The sequence below is a fragment of the Lentzea atacamensis genome (assembly GCF_003269295.1).
GTDB classification, from domain to species: Bacteria; Actinomycetota; Actinomycetes; order Mycobacteriales; family Pseudonocardiaceae; genus Lentzea; species Lentzea atacamensis.
This window is the reverse complement of record NZ_QLTT01000002.1, coordinates 436159-451745: the sequence shown is the minus strand read 5'-3', so window position 1 is coordinate 451745 and position 15587 is coordinate 436159. Positions and strand designations below refer to the sequence as shown.

General features: G+C 69.1%; 13 protein-coding genes and 1 pseudogene. 6 read left to right on the top strand and 8 right to left on the bottom strand.

The genetic code is table 11. The features are described from left to right. Positions 1-89: 89 nt before the first annotated feature. Both C8D87_RS10960 and C8D87_RS10955 read left to right on the top strand, forming a co-directional pair. Positions 90-1625, top strand: a complete 1536-nt coding sequence (locus C8D87_RS10960) for a sensor histidine kinase (protein ID WP_112226573.1) — start codon at positions 90-92, stop codon at positions 1623-1625. Continuing rightward, a complete protein-coding gene (locus tag C8D87_RS10955) occupies positions 1622-2293 on the top strand; it encodes a response regulator (RefSeq protein ID WP_112227028.1) in 672 nt (223 codons plus the stop codon). The genes C8D87_RS10960 and C8D87_RS10955 overlap by 4 nt, the downstream gene beginning before the upstream one ends. On the opposite strand, the gene arfB is transcribed toward C8D87_RS10955, so the two are convergent. The 6 genes and pseudogenes from arfB to C8D87_RS10925 all read right to left on the bottom strand — a co-directional run bounded on the left by arfB (position 2276) and on the right by C8D87_RS10925 (position 7739). Then, a complete protein-coding gene (gene arfB, locus C8D87_RS10950) occupies positions 2276-2698 on the bottom strand; it encodes an alternative ribosome rescue aminoacyl-tRNA hydrolase ArfB (protein ID WP_109629351.1) in 423 nt (140 codons plus the stop codon). The two genes, C8D87_RS10955 and arfB, sit on opposite strands and share 18 nt — an antisense overlap. 699 nt (positions 2699-3397) lie before the next feature. Further along, positions 3398-3856, bottom strand: a pseudogene (locus C8D87_RS47545) (SigE family RNA polymerase sigma factor); the annotation flags it as partial. 54 nt (positions 3857-3910) lie between these two features. Further along, a complete protein-coding gene (gene purM / locus C8D87_RS10940) occupies positions 3911-4972 on the bottom strand; it encodes a phosphoribosylformylglycinamidine cyclo-ligase (protein ID WP_112226571.1) in 1062 nt (353 codons plus the stop codon). A 29-nt stretch (positions 4973-5001) separates the two neighbouring features. Next, positions 5002-6507 carry an amidophosphoribosyltransferase gene (purF, locus tag C8D87_RS10935; RefSeq protein WP_109629357.1) on the bottom strand — a complete coding sequence of 502 codons (1506 nt, stop codon included), beginning with the start codon at positions 6505-6507 and terminating at the stop codon, positions 5002-5004. A gap of 144 nt (positions 6508-6651) precedes the next feature. Beyond that, positions 6652-6993, bottom strand: a complete 342-nt coding sequence (locus C8D87_RS10930; protein ID WP_146231353.1) for a putative periplasmic lipoprotein — start codon at positions 6991-6993, stop codon at positions 6652-6654. Continuing rightward, positions 6993-7739 (bottom strand): maleylpyruvate isomerase N-terminal domain-containing protein, encoded by a 747-nt coding sequence (locus C8D87_RS10925; protein ID WP_233439105.1) that lies wholly within the window; start codon positions 7737-7739, stop codon positions 6993-6995. The genes C8D87_RS10930 and C8D87_RS10925 overlap by 1 nt, the downstream gene beginning before the upstream one ends. Positions 7740-7836: 97 nt before the next feature. On the opposite strand from C8D87_RS10925, the gene C8D87_RS10920 reads away from it, so the two are divergent. Then, on the top strand, positions 7837-8160 hold the full coding sequence (locus tag C8D87_RS10920; protein WP_109632882.1) for a type VII secretion target: 324 nt from the start codon (positions 7837-7839) through the stop codon (positions 8158-8160). Further along, positions 8157-10160 carry an alpha/beta hydrolase gene (locus C8D87_RS10915; RefSeq protein WP_112226570.1) on the top strand — a complete coding sequence of 668 codons (2004 nt, stop codon included), beginning with the start codon at positions 8157-8159 and terminating at the stop codon, positions 10158-10160. The genes C8D87_RS10920 and C8D87_RS10915 overlap by 4 nt, the downstream gene beginning before the upstream one ends. Here C8D87_RS10915 and C8D87_RS10910 read toward each other — a convergent pair. Continuing rightward, positions 10157-10504 (bottom strand): sterol carrier family protein, encoded by a 348-nt coding sequence (locus C8D87_RS10910; protein ID WP_215732304.1) that lies wholly within the window; start codon positions 10502-10504, stop codon positions 10157-10159. The genes C8D87_RS10915 and C8D87_RS10910 overlap by 4 nt on opposite strands. Positions 10505-10592: 88 nt before the next feature. Between C8D87_RS10910 and C8D87_RS10905 the strand changes: the two genes are divergently transcribed. Together C8D87_RS10905 and C8D87_RS10900 are read left to right on the top strand one after the other, a co-directional pair. Then, positions 10593-12152: a type VII secretion protein EccC gene (locus C8D87_RS10905; RefSeq protein ID WP_112226569.1), complete on the top strand. Its 1560-nt coding sequence runs from the start codon at positions 10593-10595 to the stop codon at positions 12150-12152. Further along, the gene (locus C8D87_RS10900; protein ID WP_112226568.1) at positions 12149-13921 is read left to right on the top strand and encodes an FtsK/SpoIIIE domain-containing protein; all 1773 of its coding nucleotides are present in this window, start codon (positions 12149-12151) and stop codon (positions 13919-13921) included. Before C8D87_RS10905 ends, C8D87_RS10900 begins: the two co-directional genes overlap by 4 nt. Here C8D87_RS10900 and C8D87_RS10895 read toward each other — a convergent pair. Next, entirely contained in the window at positions 13916-15499 is a 1584-nt protein-coding gene (locus tag C8D87_RS10895; protein WP_211337107.1) for a glycosyl hydrolase family 28-related protein, read from the bottom strand. The two genes, C8D87_RS10900 and C8D87_RS10895, sit on opposite strands and share 6 nt — an antisense overlap. Between the last annotated feature and the right edge of the window lie 88 nt (positions 15500-15587).

Genomic DNA, 15587 nt, shown 5'->3' with positions numbered 1-15587 from the left:
GTGGTTCGACATGTTGCTCTGGTGTAAACCTTGATGTCGCTCTTGCGCTTCTAAGGTTTCTTTCGGTCTTTCTGGTCACGGGAGGTCTCATGCGCCGCCGCCGTTCCCTGGCCAGCCAGCTCCTAGTGTGGCAACTCGTCGTCGTCACGTTGCTACTGTGCGCGGTCGGCGCGCTGACGGTCGTCCAGACGGGCAGCAACTTTCGCTCCAACGAGGAACGCCGGATGCTGTCCGTCGCGGAGACGGTGGCGGCCAACTCGCTGGTCCAGGAGCAGATGGGCAACTGGCGTCTGCTGTCCGCGCCCGCCGAGACGGCCCGCAGCCTGTCCGGCGCCTCCTACGTGCTGATCCTCGACGACCGGCGGCTCGTGATCGCCTCGCCGGACCCGGCCCAGATCGGGTCCACTCTGGACACCAGGACCACCGCGCTGGAAGGCAGGTCGTGGACGGGGACGGTCGGCGACTCGATCGAGGCGCACGTGCCGGTGTTCGATCCGGTCAGCCGCAAGGTCAACGGCATGGTGATCGCGGGCGCCGAGGAACCGGGGATCTTCGCGGGTGCGCTGTCCCAGCCGGTCGACGTGCTGCGCTACCTGGCGATCGCGCTGGTCATCGGCGTGACCGGGTCGCTGCTGCTGGCCCGCCGCGTGAAGAACCAGACGCTCGGGCTGGAGCCGCACGAGATCACCGCGCTGGTGGAGAACCGCGAGGCGTTGCTGCACGGCATCAGGGAGGGCGTCGTCGGACTCGACGCCCAGAACCGGATCACGCTGGTCAACGACCACGCGAGCGATCTGCTGGCACTGCCGGACGACGCGCTCGGCCGCTCTGTCGAGGAGCTGGAGCTCAACGACCGGCTGCGCGACGTGCTGACCGGACGCGCGACCGGTGTCGACCAGCTGGTGCTGCGGCAGGGTGTCGTGCTCACGCTGAACCGCATGCCGATCGAGGGCGCCGGCGCGGTCGTGACGTTGCGAGATCGCACGGAACTGCTTGCGCTGCAACACGAACTGGACGCGTCGCAGCACGCGACGGACACGTTGCGGGCGCAGGCGCACGAGTTCGCGAACCGGCTGCACACGATCGCCGGCCTGATCGCGCTGAAGGAGTACGACGAGGTCACCAACTACATTCACCAGATCAGCTCGGCCCAGGACCAGTGGAGGGCCGAGGTCAGCGCGTGCATCGGCGACCCGGCCGTGGCCGCGTTGCTGATCGCCAAGGCCTCGCTGGCCGCCGAGCGCGGCACGGCGCTGCGGATGGAACCGGACAGCGTGCTGGGGCGCGTGGACGAGGCGTTGTCGGCGGATCTGGTGATGGTGCTGGGAAATCTCGTCGACAACGCGTTGGATGCACTGAGTTCGCTGAGCGCCGACGGAGCTCAGAAGTGGATCGAGGTGGGTGTGATGCAGTTGGACGACGAGGTCCAGGTCGTCGTGCGCGACTCCGGCCCCGGTGTGGCGCCGGAACTGGCGGAAGAGGTGTTCCGGCACGGGTTCACGACCAAGGCGGCATCGCACGGCGAGCGCGGCATCGGCCTCGCGTTGATCAGACGGGCGTGCCTGCGGCGCGGTGGCTCGGTGAACGTGTCGGGCTCGGTCTTCACCGCAAGGCTGCCCTGGTGATCCGGGTGCTCGTCGTCGACGACGACTTCATGGTGGCCAAGGTGCACAGCGGCTACGTCGCGCGCACCGAGGGTTTCGAGGTGGCCGGGGTCGCGCACACCGGCGGGGACGCGTTGCGGCTGGTGGCATCGTTGAAGCCGGATCTGGTGCTGCTCGACATCTACCTGCCGGACCAGAGCGGCCTGGATGTGCTGAAGTCGTTGCGCGCCAACGAGGACGTGGACGTCATCGTGATCACCGCCGCGACCGACGTGGACACCGTGCGCAGTGCGATGCGCGGTGGCGTGCTGCACTACCTGATCAAGCCGTTCGACTACTCGGCACTGCGCGACCAGCTCGCGCACTTCGCGTCGTTGCGGGACAAGCTGCACCGGCTGGACACGGCGGGACAGGCGGACGTGGACCAGGTGTTCGGGGCACGACCCACCTCGAAACCGTTGCTGCCCAAGGGTTTGACACCGGAGACAGCGCGGCTCGTGGAGAACGCCCTGCGCTCGCACCCGGACGGGCTGTCGGCGTCGGAGTGCGCGTCGTCGACCGGCGTCGCGCGGGTGAGCGCGCGCCGGTATCTGGAGCACTTCGTGAGCACTGGACGGGCCGAGGTTCGGTTGCGGTACGGCGGAACCGGTCGGCCGGAACGGATCTACGGGCTAGTCCCAGGAGCCTGAGCGGCCGCGCTTGGTCTCCGCGCGCCGCTTCTTGCCGGCGATGCGGCGTTCCTTCGAGCCCTTGCTGGGCTTGGTCGGCTTGCGCATCGGCGGCGGCGGAGCGGCCGCCGCCCTGAGGATCGCGGCGAGGCGTTCCCGTGCGGCTGCGCGGTTCTGCAGCTGCGCACGGTGCTCGGACGCGGCGATCGTGAGGACGCCGTCGACCAACCTGTTCTCCAGGCGATCGAGCATCCGGCCCTTGAGGTGCTCGGGGACCGACGGCGAGGCAGCCAGGTCGAACGAGAGCTCCACGCGGCTGTCCGCAGTGTTCACTCCCTGCCCGCCCGGCCCACCTGACCTGGAAAAACGTTCGCGCAACTCAGACGCCGGGATCACCAGCGTCCGAGTCACGGTCACGTCGTTCATGCCTCCAGGCTAATAGGTGAGGCCCGGCAGAGTCGCGATCTTTATCAGCTCCTCGCGGTCCAGCACCGGTTCCGGCCGCTGCGCGGCACCGAGCAGGTCGGCCTTCCCCCAGAACCTGGAGTCGAACCTGCCGACGTTGTCGCTGGTGACCTGGATGTGCGTGCCGTCCGGGCGCCACGCCTCAGCCAGCAGCACCTTCTGGTTCGTCATCCCCGGCAGGGTCATCAGCGCGATGGTGACCTTGATGCCGTTGCGCTCGTACACGTGACATTCGTTGATGGTGTCGTTGCAGTCGCCGGTGCTGAGCCGGGGTTCCCGGTCGAGCCAGATCGTGACGCCACCGACACCCTGCGCGTCTCGCAGCCGTGCCACGGCCCAGCGCTTGCTGTCGCGGTCGCGGAACTCGAACGCCGTCGCCCGGATCTCCGCGACGTCCTCCACCGCGAAACCGGTCGGGATGACGTCGGCGGTGCGCAGGATCTGGGTCAGCACCACGTTGCGGTCGACGGATCCGGACGCCGCCGACACCCCCTCGTCCTTCATCGTCACCTGCGACTGCAGCACATAGCCTGTCGAGCCCAGGCCGACCAGCAAGACCATCGACAGCGCGCCCGCGATGGCCGTGCGCCTGCGGGTGAGCTTGGCCCTGCCCTTGCGGATGACCTCCGAGCGGTAGATCCGCAGCTGCGGCTCATCCTCCAGCAGGTCGCGCAACGCGGCGAGCCCCTTGGCCGCCTGACTCTTCACCGTGCCCTCCGTCCTGCCGAGGATGCGGGCGGTCTCGGTGATGCTCAAGTCCTCCCAGTACCGCAGCACGACGACGGCGCGCTGGCCCGGCGGCAGGGCGTCCAGCGCCAGGCGCAGGTCGAAGTCCGCCGAGTTGTCTGTCACCGCGGGCTCCGGCACGGCGTCAACCGTGCGTTCACGCTGGAAGAATCCGCGCCTGGACTCGTCGACGGCGGTGCGCACCAGCACCTTGCGCGCGTAGGCGTCGACGCTGTCCTTGCGCACGCGTGACCAGGCCACGTAGAGCTTGATCAGCGCGGTCTGGACGATGTCCTCGGCGCGGTGCCAGTCGCCGCACAGCAGGTACGCCGTGCGGCGCATGACGAGAGCGCGTGCGTCGACGAACTCCCCGAACTCGCGGTCGCGATCCAAGTGCCCCCTCCTCGGTCGCCGCTTAGTACGCAACGACGACCGTAGGGGGTTGCCTCAGAACCGAGGATGGTCGCCGACGACTTCGGCGCCGCCCACCTCGGACTTGGTGACCTCGCCGAGCACCCACGCCGGGACATGGCGAGCGGTGAGCACGGCCAGCGCGCGGTCGACGTCCTCGGGCGCGACGACGGCGACCATGCCGACGCCCATGTTGAACGCCTTCTCCATCTCCTCGCGCTCCACCCGGCCGCGCTGGGCGATCAGCTGGAACACTGCGGGCGGCGTCCAGGTGCCCCGGTCGAGCTTCGCGTGCATGCCCTCCGGCAGCACACGGGCGAGGTTCGCGGCCAGGCCACCACCGGTGACGTGCGAGAACCCGCGGACCTCCGTCTCGGCGATCAGCGCGAGGCAGTCCTTGGCGTAGATCTTGGTCGGCTCCAGCATCTCCTCGCCGAGGGTGCGGCCGAACTCCTCGACGTGGCCCTCGAGCGGCATCCGCGCGATCTCCAGCAGCACGTGCCTGGCGAGCGAGTAGCCGTTGGAGTGCAGGCCGGACGAGCCCATGGCGATCACGACGTCGCCGTCGCGGACCCGGTCCGGGCCGAGCAGCTTGGACTGCTCGACCACGCCGACGCCGGTGCCGGAGATGTCGTAGTCGTCGTCGCCCATCAGGCCGGGGTGCTCGGCCGTCTCGCCGCCGAGCAGCGCGCAACCGGCCTGGACACAGCCCTCGGCGATGCCCTTGACCAGCGCCGCGATCTTGTCCGGCACGACCTTGCCGACCGCGATGTAGTCCTGCACGAACAGCGGCTCGGCACCGCAGACGACCAGGTCGTCGACGATCATGGCGACCAGGTCGATGCCGATCGTGTCGTGCTTGTCCAGCGCCTGCGCGATCGCGATCTTGGTGCCGACGCCGTCCGTCGACGACGCGAGGATCGGCTCCTTCCAGCGGTCGAGCTTGAGCTGGAACAGGCCGGCGAAGCCACCGATGCCACCGAGCACCTCTGGCCGGTGCGCCTTGGCCGCCCACGGCTTGAGCTTCTCCACCGCCTCGTCACCTGCGGCGATACTGACTCCGGCGGCGGCGTAGGTGGCCTTGGCGCTGTCGGTCACGTCAACTTCTTCCACTTGGATCTGTCAGCTCAGGGACGACGCAAGGCGTCTTCGGCACCATAGCCGTTCGGCAGAACAGGAGCGGCCGAGCCCGACACGCCCTTGAGTCCCTCGAGCAGGTGCTTGCCGATGAGCGCGTCCGGCGGCAGCTCGATCGGGTACTCGCCGTCGAAGCACGCCGAGCACAGCCGCGTCTTGGGCTGCTCGGTCGCGGCGACGAGCTGTTCGAGCGACACGTAGCCGAGCGAGTCGGCGCCGACCGAGCGGCGGATGCCGTCGTCGTCCAGCCCGTTCGCGATGAGCTCCGCCCGCGAGGCGAAGTCGATGCCGTAGAAGCACGGCCACTTGACCGGCGGCGACGCGATCCGCACGTGCACCTCGAGCGCACCGGCCTCGCGGAGCATGCGCACGAGCGCGCGCTGGGTGTTGCCGCGCACGATCGAGTCGTCCACGACGACCAGCCGCTTGCCGCGGATGACGTCGCGCAGCGGGTTGAGCTTCAGCCGGATGCCCAGCTGGCGGATGGTCTGCGACGGCTGGATGAACGTCCGGCCGACGTAGGCGTTCTTGACCAGGCCCGACCCGTACGGGATACCGCTGGCCTGGGCGTAGCCGATCGCGGCCGGGGTGCCGGACTCCGGCACCGGGATCACCAGGTCGGCCTCGACCGGGTGCTCCTTGGCCAGGCGGCGGCCGATCTCGACGCGGGTGGCGTGGACGGACCGTCCGGAGATCGTCGTGTCCGGCCGCGCCAGGTAGACGTACTCGAAGATGCAGCCCTTGGGCTCAGGCGTCGCGAACCGGCTGGACCGCAGCCCGTCGCCGTCGATCGCGATGAGCTCACCCGGCTCGACCTCGCGCACGAAGCTCGCGCCGACGATGTCGAGCGCCGCGGTCTCGCTCGCCACGACCCAGCCGCGCTCCAGCCGGCCGAGCACCAGCGGACGCACACCGTGCGGGTCACGTGCCGCGTAGAGCGTGGACTCGTCGGAGAACGTCAGGCAGTAGGCGCCTTTCACGGTGGGCAGGAGCTCCAGCGCAGCCTGTTCGATGCCCTTGTCGGCCGCCGCGTGGGCGAGCAGGCCGCAGAGGATGTCCGAGTCGGTGGTCGCGCCGTTGCGCTCGACGATGCCGAGCTCCTTGGCCTTGTCGAGCAGCTCGGCGGTGTTCACCAGGTTGCCGTTGTGGCCGAGGCTCAGGCCCGATCCGGCAGCGGTGGTGCGGAACGTCGGCTGCGCGTTCTCCCAGGTCGTGGACCCGGTGGTGGAGTAACGGCAGTGCCCGACGGCCACGTGGCCCTTGAGCGACTGCAGGACCTGCTCGTCGAAGACCTGGCTGACGAGACCGAGGTCCTTGAAGACGACGACCTGCGCTCCGTCTCCGACCGAGATGCCGGCGGCCTCCTGGCCGCGGTGCTGCAGGGCGTAGAGCCCGTAGTAGGTCAGCTTCGAGACGTCCTCACCTGGAGCCCAGACGCCGAAGACGCCGCACTCCTCACGGGGTTCCTGTTCGGACTGGGACTGGTCGGCGACCACCGAGTGGCTCCCTCACGACGGGGCTGGCTACTTCCCGAGTGTAAGTGGAGCAGGGGGCCAACTACCCCCTCCGAACCCCTGGTGAGGTGACCAAACTCATGCCTTCAGACGCAGAAACGGCCCGGTGGAGATCGAGTTGGCGTGTCAGGCCTTCTTGCACCCGCTGAGCCTGGTCTGCATGGTTCCCGTCTGGATCGGCCCGTCCTTCTCCTGCCGGGCGGTGCAGGTGAGCTCATCACCGACCTTGACCTCGCCGCCCGAGACCTCGGCCAGAGCCACGCCGAAGCCGTCCCAGTTCTCCTTGCTCAGCGCGTCATCAGGGATCGAACCGACCAGCTCGAGACGCGCCTTCTTCTCGACCGGGCTGTCCTGCGAGAACTGGTAGTCGTTGATCTCGGTGACCTTGAACTTCAGGTCGGCCTGCCAGCTGGAGGCGCAGCCGGCCAGCACAAGGCAGCCGAGCAGAGCAGCTGTGATCCTGCGCATCAGTGGCCCTTTCCGACCTGGAGCACCTGCAGCAACTGGGGATCGCCGGACGCGGTGTTGATCGTCATCCGGTTCCACAGCCAGTAGTAGAGCAGCTCGGCCTCACCGCTGACGGAGGCGTCGCCCTCCTCACCGGGCGCGGCGGCACGCACCTCGGGCACCTCGCCAGGACTGAAGGCGACGTGCCACGACTCGGGCACATCGGCCGGCCGCACGACGGCCACACCAGAAGCCGTGTTGGGCACGTCGCTGTCGAGCTTCGCCGCGACGATCGTGGTGAGCACCTCGTCGATGCCGTCGGCCGCGAGGTCCGGACTGGTCGGGACGAGCTGGCGCAGCGTCGCCTGGACGTCGAACCGGCGCAGCGTCATCTCGTGCGCGATCCGCCGGTGCCACACCCACGCGAGGTCCGGTGCGGCGGGCGAGAACGTCCACACGGGCCGGTTGCCCGGCACGGCGGGCATGATCTCGTTCGCCGCGGTGAGCTGAAGATCGAGGTATTCCAACGGGGACAGGCTGCCGGGGACGGGAGGCGGTCCCATCTGAACGCGGCTGCCGGTGCGCAGGTAGCCCGTCGCGGTCTCCAGGAACCGGGCGACGTGCACGACGAGGTCCTGCAGCGTCCAGCCGACACGGGTCGACACGGCCGTGGTCAGGTCGGCGTCACCGACCGCCTTGCGGAACATGTCGGCCTGCTCCGCGAACACCGCGGTCCAGCGCTGCGCGGTCCATCCTGTCTGCACCATGCGCGACATCGTGCCCGAAACGGATCACGAGTGCGGGTGGAACCGTCCATGATGTGACTGCGTCGCAGGATCAAGAACCAGACAGTGGGGGGTGGCGATGTTCCGCGTTGAGCCGGAGCAGCTGCGCAACGCGTCCAAGGAGTTCGGCAACGGCTCCGACGCGGTGCGCGAGGCGGCGGAGATGATCTCGATGCTCAAGCTCGACGCGGGTGCGCTCGGCGAGGTCGACGCGGCTGCGGAGTTCGCGGACGCCCTGTCGAAGTTCGTCGGCACGCACGCGCAGGACCTCCAGCGCGGTTCCGCCTGGATCACCGACGCGGCGGAGGGTCTCGTGTCGAACGCCGAGGCCTACCAGCGCACGGACGACGACCACGCGACCGCGCTGACGAAGCTCATGCAGGGACTTGGGGGCGGCAAGTGAGCTACACGGATCCGGAGAGCCTGTACGGCAAGCTCGCGGCCGGGGACGCCGGCCGGATCGCCGCGGCCGCCGACCCCATCACCGGTGCGATCAGCGCGGTCGGCCGGGCGGGCGAGCTGGTCGCCAAGGGCGGCAAGACGGCGGTCAGCAGCTGGAGCGGCGAAACCGCGACGAAGTTCACCGCACGCGCCGACCTCTCCGCGACCGCCGCCAAGGCCGCCGGTGAACGGCTCGGTGCGGGTGCCGAGATCGTCCGAGCCGCGTCCCAGGCCTACGGCCAGATGCGCACCGCCGCCGACCAGGCGATCGGCGTGTGGCGCAGCCGTCCGCCCGGCCTGGACGAGGAGCAGACCCGCACGCTCGCCAACCAGGTCAACGACTCGCTGAGCAAGGTCAAGTCGGGTTACGAGAACGTTCTGCGTTCCTACGCGGGCGCGCTCACCAAGATCCCGCCGGGCTTCGAGGAGTCCGCCCGCACCGACTGCGGCTGGGGCCGCGCCGCATCGGGTGGAGCCACCGGACCGCAGATTCCGGGCCCGAACACGGATCCGAAGGCCGTCGCCGAGTGGTGGAAGTCGCTGACGCCGGAACAGCAGCAGGCGTTGCTGGGCGACCGGTTCCAGGAGCTCGGCAAGCTGCGCGGTCCTCCGTCGGACGTGCTCGACACGGCCAACCGCAGGCGCATCAACGACGACCTCAGCAAGGCCAACGCCACGATCGACCAGTCCACGAAGGCGATCAACGAGCGGGCCGCTCAGCTCGGGCTCGACCCGAACAACGAAGCCGCGCTGCGCAACAGCAACGATCCGCAGCTGGCGAAGCTGCTGGACGAACGGCTCGCTGCCACGAACGTCAAGGAAAACTGCGAGAAGGCCAAGAACAGCCTGATCGAGGCCGACGAGACGTCGCGGGACAAGTTCAACGGCGAAAACGCCCGTGTCATGGCGTGGGACCCCACCGGCCCCCGCGGCGACGCGCAGATCGCGGTGGCGTTCGGCAATCCGGACACCGCGAAGAACCTCGCGGTGTGTGTGCCGGGCACCGGCTCCGACGTGGGTGCTTTCAGCTGGAACCAGGCGGCCAACCTGCGTGAGGAAATGGGCGGTGGCAAGGACAACGCCACCATCCAGTGGCTCGGCTACGACGCGCCCGGCTGGTCTCCCGGCGAGGTGGACAACCCGGCTCAGGCCCGTGAAGGCGGCCAGAACCTGGTGAAGGACGTCGACGGCTACCGCGCCGCCGGTCCCGACGGCCAGCACCTGACCGTGATCGGCCACAGCTACGGCAGCGCCACCGTCGGCTACGCGGGCATGAACGGCCTGAAGGCGGACGACATCGCGTTCGTCGGTTCGCCCGGCGTCGGCGCGTCGAACGTCAACCAGCTCTCGGCCGGCCCCGGCCACGTGTACGTCGGTGGCACCGAACACGACCCGGTCGTGCAGGGCACCAGCTCGAACTGGTTCACCGAGGACGGCTCGTCCACCGGCCCGTACGACAAGGAGTTCGGCGGCACGCACTTCGGCACCACGTCGTCGAAGGGCATCGCCGAAGCCCACTCCGCCTACTACGACGAGAACAGCGAGTCGCTCGACAACCTCGCCAAGATCGCGACCGGTCGCGGCAACGAGGTCAGCAGCGACCCGTGGTACGACCGCCCGACCTCGCCGAACCTGCCCGGCTCCGACCTCCCAGTGGTCGGCCCGGTGCTCGACTGGGGCAGCGGTGTCGTCAAGGAGGGCGTCGACATGGCGGGCGACGCCTACCAGGGCGGCAAGCAGGTGGTCGGCGACATCAGCCGCGGCGACTGGGGCGCGGCGGGCGGCCACGCCTGGGACACCGCGAAGGAGGTCGGCAGCGACGCTCTGGACGCCACCGTGGACACCGTCGGCAAGGCCACCGAGCTCGGGCGTGACGTCTACGAGGGCGGCAAGGCCGCTGGTGGCGCGATCGTGGACGGCGCGAAGTCGGCCTACGACAACACGATCGGCCGGATTTTCTAGAACTTCACGACCGGCAGCAGGTGGGAGAGATCGGCTCGGGTCCCCGACGCGGTGACCCGAGCACCGTCCAGGGCTTCGTCCCACGCCAGCGCTCCGGTCGCCAGCTCCAGCCACGTGCGGGGGTCGGTCTCGATCACGTTCGGGGGCGTGCCTCGGGTGTGGCGCGGGCCCTCGACGCACTGCACGGCGGCGAACGGCGGGACGCGGACCTCGACGCTGCGGCCCGGCGCGATCTGTTCCAGGGCGCGCAGGCTCAGGCGGACCGCGCTGGCCAGCACCGGGCGTTCCGGCTGGTCGGCCTCGCCGCGCAACCAGGGTAGAACCGCCTGCACCGCGGCTCGCATTTCGGCGGGGTCGACGGCTTTGGCTGGCACGTCGCCCACATTAGCGAAGGGGCAGCGGCGTTCCCCCGGCTGTTGGTATATCTGGACGGTGATCAGGAACTTCGCCGTCGTCGGTCCCTGGCAGGCGGCCAGGGACCGGTTGACGGCGGCTCTCGCGGCCGCGCCGGACATGGCCGTCTACCGGATCGGGCGTGGTGCCGACCCGTTGCCGGTGTCGGCGACCTTCGACCCGTCCGACCAGCCGGGGTGCCGGAGTCTGCTGGACTGGTTCGAGCGCGGTGCACCGTCCGGTGCGGTGTTGCTGGTGGACGACTGGAGGCTGTGCTTCGAGCAGGACCCCGGCCTCGACCGGGTGGTCGAGTGGATAGCGGCGTTCGGGCCGTCGCGGGGCGTGCAGGTCGTCGTCACGGCTCGGGACTGGAATGACCTGCCGGACCGGTTGCGGCGGCAGCTGCACGGCGAGGCGACGGACTTCCTCGCGCTGCATGGTGTCGACACCGATCTCGGCAACAAGTACCAGCGTCACGATCTGAAGGCCGCGGTCGGTGTCGACGAGCGCGGATGGCCGGTGTACCTGGACATCAGCGTGGACGGCGACGGGCTGACGGGTACCTATCTGGGGCCACACCGTGGTCAGAAGCTGCTCAGTGCGTTGCTGGGACTGATGGTCACGCATTCGCCGGAGGACCTGAACTTCGGCTTCTTCGACATGAGGAGCACCGGGATCTTCGACGGCCTGAGCGCCGCGCCGCACGTCTCGTTCGCGCTGAAGAGCGAGGACGAGGACGAGTTGTTCGAGCGGTTCCAGGAGGGCCTGGCCGGCGAGCTCGACCGGCGTCAGCAGCTCGTGCACACCAAGGGCCGGTGCCGGAACTTCACCGACTACCAGGAGAGGCTCGACGCCGGCGACGACCTCGACCCGCTGGCAGCCCTGCTGATCTGCGTGGACAGCGCCGAGGTGCTGATAGAACGGCACCCCGGCTTCCAGAACGTCCTGGAGGCGCTCACCCGAGCAGGCCGCGTTCTCGGCATCCACCTGTTGTACTCCGGCGACGCGTTCCCGGCGCAGCTGCCGTTCAAGATCCCCGAGTGGCCGTCGGCGACACCGCCGTACGACTTCGCAGAATGGGCGGAAATGCTGCCGCACGCGCTGGCAGGTTCCGCACCACCCGCCCACCAGATCGTGTTGCCACCGCTGCACAAGAGCTACGCCGACCTCACGCTGGAGATGCTGCCTCCCGGCGCCCTCGGCCTCGTGGACAAGCCGTTCGAGCAACGCCGCGACGTCCTCGTCCCCGGCTTCACCGAGGAGCTCCGGCACGGCGCCATCGTCGGCAAACCCGGCACCGGCAAGAGCACGACGCTGCGCACCCTGGCGACCGTCCTCGGCGACGACCTGGCGCGCTGCCAGCTCCTCGACGGCCCCGGTGAACCGCTCGACCCGCAACGCCACATCGTCGTCACGGCCCGCTCGTGGGACCAGGTGCCCCCGTTCATCAGGAACAGCCTGGCGTTCGGCATCGAGTTCCGGCTCGACGACCCGGCGACGTCACTCGTCGACGCCCGCCAGGCCGCGCGCGTGCCGGACAGGCCGGGCTTCTGCCTGTCCGTTCCCCACCGCCTCCACGCCCAGATCGCGCTTCCGTGACCCATCTCGCCCTCGTCGGCCCATCGCACCTCACCGCACCGCGAATCCCTGCGGCGCCAGGCATCTACCGCATCGGCCAGGGCCCCCCGCCCACTCCGGTCGCCGTCAGCTTCGAGCCCTCCGACCGGCGGCGCTGCGAGAACCTGCTGACGTGGTTCGAACGCGGCGGCGAACCCGGCGCGACGCTGCTGGTCGACGACTGGAAGCTGTGCGCGGAAAGCGATCCAGGGCTCGCCGAGTCGATCCGGTGGATCACCGTCGCGACACCGGCCCGAGTGATCATCACGGCCCGGTCGCTCGATCACCTCCCTGAGCGCGTGCGGCTGCGCGTCGAGGTGCTGGACTTCCTCGCGCTGCACGGCCTGAGCACCTTCACCAAGGCCCTCGCGTGGAAAGGCCGGTGGTGGAAGGTTCCGGTAGGCACCGACGCCCACGGCAGGCCGGTGGTCGCCGAGCTCACCCACCTCGCCGACGGCAAGTGGAGGACGGGATCGCACCTCGGCGTCACAGCACCGGAGACCTTGCGGAGCCTGGTGCTGGGGCTGATGACGACACACTCGCCCAAGCTGTTCCAAGCGGTCTTCGTCGACGCGCACGACTCGGACGTGTTCGCCGGGTTGGACCAGGCCCCGCACGTGCAGACGCATCATCGTGGCGTGGCAAGGGATCCCGCGTTGATCCGGCACGTCGCCGACGCACTGCTGGCCGAGTCGGAACGCCGGCTCGAAGTCGTGGGCAACACCTGGACGATCTTCCACCACCGCGGCTTCGACCAGGTGCTGCCGCAGCTTCTGGTCTGCGTCCACGGTCTCGACGCCATCGTCGCGGCGGAACCGGAGTTCGCGACGACCCTCGCCACCATCGCCCATGACGTCGGCAAGTCCGGTGTGCAGCTGCTGCTCGACAGCCCGCACGACGTGGTGACGCGGCAGATCGACGACTGCACCGTGCCCGCGAATCTCGACGAGGCGACGAAGTCGTTGCCACAGCTGATGTGCCAGGCCGAGCCCGCGCCCGGATTCTTCGACCTGCACGAGGTGCCGAACAGGTTCGACCGGTCGCACGCGTGGCGCCCGCGGCCGGTCAAGATGCAGTACCGGGTCGCGGTCGGCACCGACGAGCACGGCCAGCCGGTCGAGATCGACCTCAAGTCGGGCACCCTGCAGGACGGAATGGGGCCGCACGGCGAGATCGTGGCGCCGCCGGAACGACGTGCGGAAGGCCTCCGCGCGCTGATCCTCGGCCAAATGCTGCGGCACTCACCGGACGAGCTCCAGGTCGTGCTCATCGACTTCCACGGCACCGGGGTGTTCGCGGGTCTCGACAGCGCACCGCACGTGCAGCCCGCGCTCGCGGAAGCGCTGATGGACGACCACGAGCGGCGCATCAGGATGTTGGTGGACAGCGGCAACTACCGAACCACCTGGGACTACCGCACAGCACGGTCCAACGGCGCACAGCTCGGCCCGCTGCCGGAGCTGCTCGTCTGCGTGGACGGCGTGCACGGCCTGGTCGAGGCACGCCCGGACTTTCTGCAGGTCCTGCAGACCCTCGGACGCACCGGGCGCAGCTACGGCCAGCACCTGCTGCTGTCCGACGCCACACCGCCCAGTGACCTGCAGGGCAACGACTTCATGTCGTACCGCCTGGAGCTCACCGGCAACGGCTGGGCACGACGAATCGGCAGATCGGTGGAGAGCTTCACACTCCCCACCGATCTCGACTCGGTGGCGTGGTCGCTGCCGCAGGCGATGCGGGCTACCTCATGACCGGCGGCGCAACCGCCTCTGCGCGTCGTAGAGGTTGCGAGGCGTCACGTCGGTGGTGCCGTAGAGCTCCAGCCGGGAGTTCAACGGGCCGGTGAAGTCCGGCTTGTCGATCTGGCCGAAGTCGCGGACCTCGGAGATCGCGACGGTGGCACTGCACGGCGCGACCTGGTCGATGCGCACGTTGCCCGCGCGCTGGTTCGTGACCGTCACGTTCCAGTGCGTGAAACGGGCGCCGTACAACGGTCCCGCGTTGGCACTGCCGCCGTGGGCACCGACGTTGTTGATGGTGATCTCGGTGCGGACGTTGGCGAACGGCAGACCGCGGTGGGTGTCGAAGACGTCGTGGTCCATGCGCCCGCGCGTCCAGACGTTGCCGCAGGACAGGCCCTCGACGTTCAGGCCGTGGTTGCCCGCGCCCGCCTGCGAAGGCTCGGAAGGCGCCTCGATGGCGAACCCGTCGGTCAGGTTGTCGTGCGACTGCTCGCGGGTCGCGTAGGCGTGATGGTGACCGCGGCCGGACACACGCGTGTTCAGCAGCGAGATTCCCTTTGAGGACACCAGGAGGAACCCGTTGTCGACGTCCTGGACGTGCACGTCGTCAGCCCAGCAGTCCCACGCGCACTGGAACGCCAGACCGTTGTAACCCTTGTCCTGCAGGTGCTTCGGCGTCGGGACCTTGAACATCTCGATCTTGATGCCTTCGACGCCCGCGCCGGTGATGACCGGAGCCATGGTGGTCAGGCGCGGCTTCCACTCGGGCCGGATCTCCAGCGGCAACGGCTGGGCGAGCTTGACCCTGTTGCCACGCACCCACTCCACGCGCACCGGCCACAGGAACGGGAAGTACGACAGGAGCTTGTCCTTGTCGTCCCACTTGTACGTGGCGGTGCCGGGGACGTCGCCGCACATGTGCTTGGGCAGTGAGTACTTGTCGTCGTCCAGCCGCAGCAGCACGCGCTGCCCGGCGCGCAGCCTGCGTCCATTCTCGACGGTCACGACGAACGAACCACGAGCTGCAGAGCCGGTGATCGCCGCCAGGTTCTCGCCGAGCTCCAGCTCGTTGCCCGTCCAGCCCTCGAACGGCCACCTGCGCGCCTTGATCGCGTCGACCAGCGCCTTGTACCGGTCGCGGTGGCAGACCCACACCAGACCGCCCGACCAGCTCCACGCCGAGTTCTCCGAGCCGTAGCGGCTGCGGTTGATGCCGACGATCTCCTCCAGCGACCGGGTCGCGCAGAACGTCGTCTTCGCACTGCCCGCGCCGCGCAGCACCACGTTGTCGTAGCCGATGTGGATGATGTCGTCGATCCGGTAGCGGCCGGGCGGCACGAAGACGGTGCCGCCACCCAGTTTGCCGACGAACTCGATCGCCTTGTTGATCGCGGCCGACGCGTCCGCCGAGCCGTCGCGGCGGGCTCCGAAGAACAGCACGTTCGCCAGCACCGGCCGGCGAGGAGGCCGCTCACCGGTCCGGTAGCCGGCGTAGGCGATGTTCGGGATCTGCGGGTGGTTGTACGGGTTCGCCACGAACTCTTGCCACAACGAAGCGGAGGACGCGGCGGCTGCCGTCCCCGTCATCGCTGACGTTCCGACCAACGCAACACCTGTAGCCAGCAGGAATTGCCGTCTGTCGATGCTCATTTCGCCGTCTCCAAGGGGTCTTGGC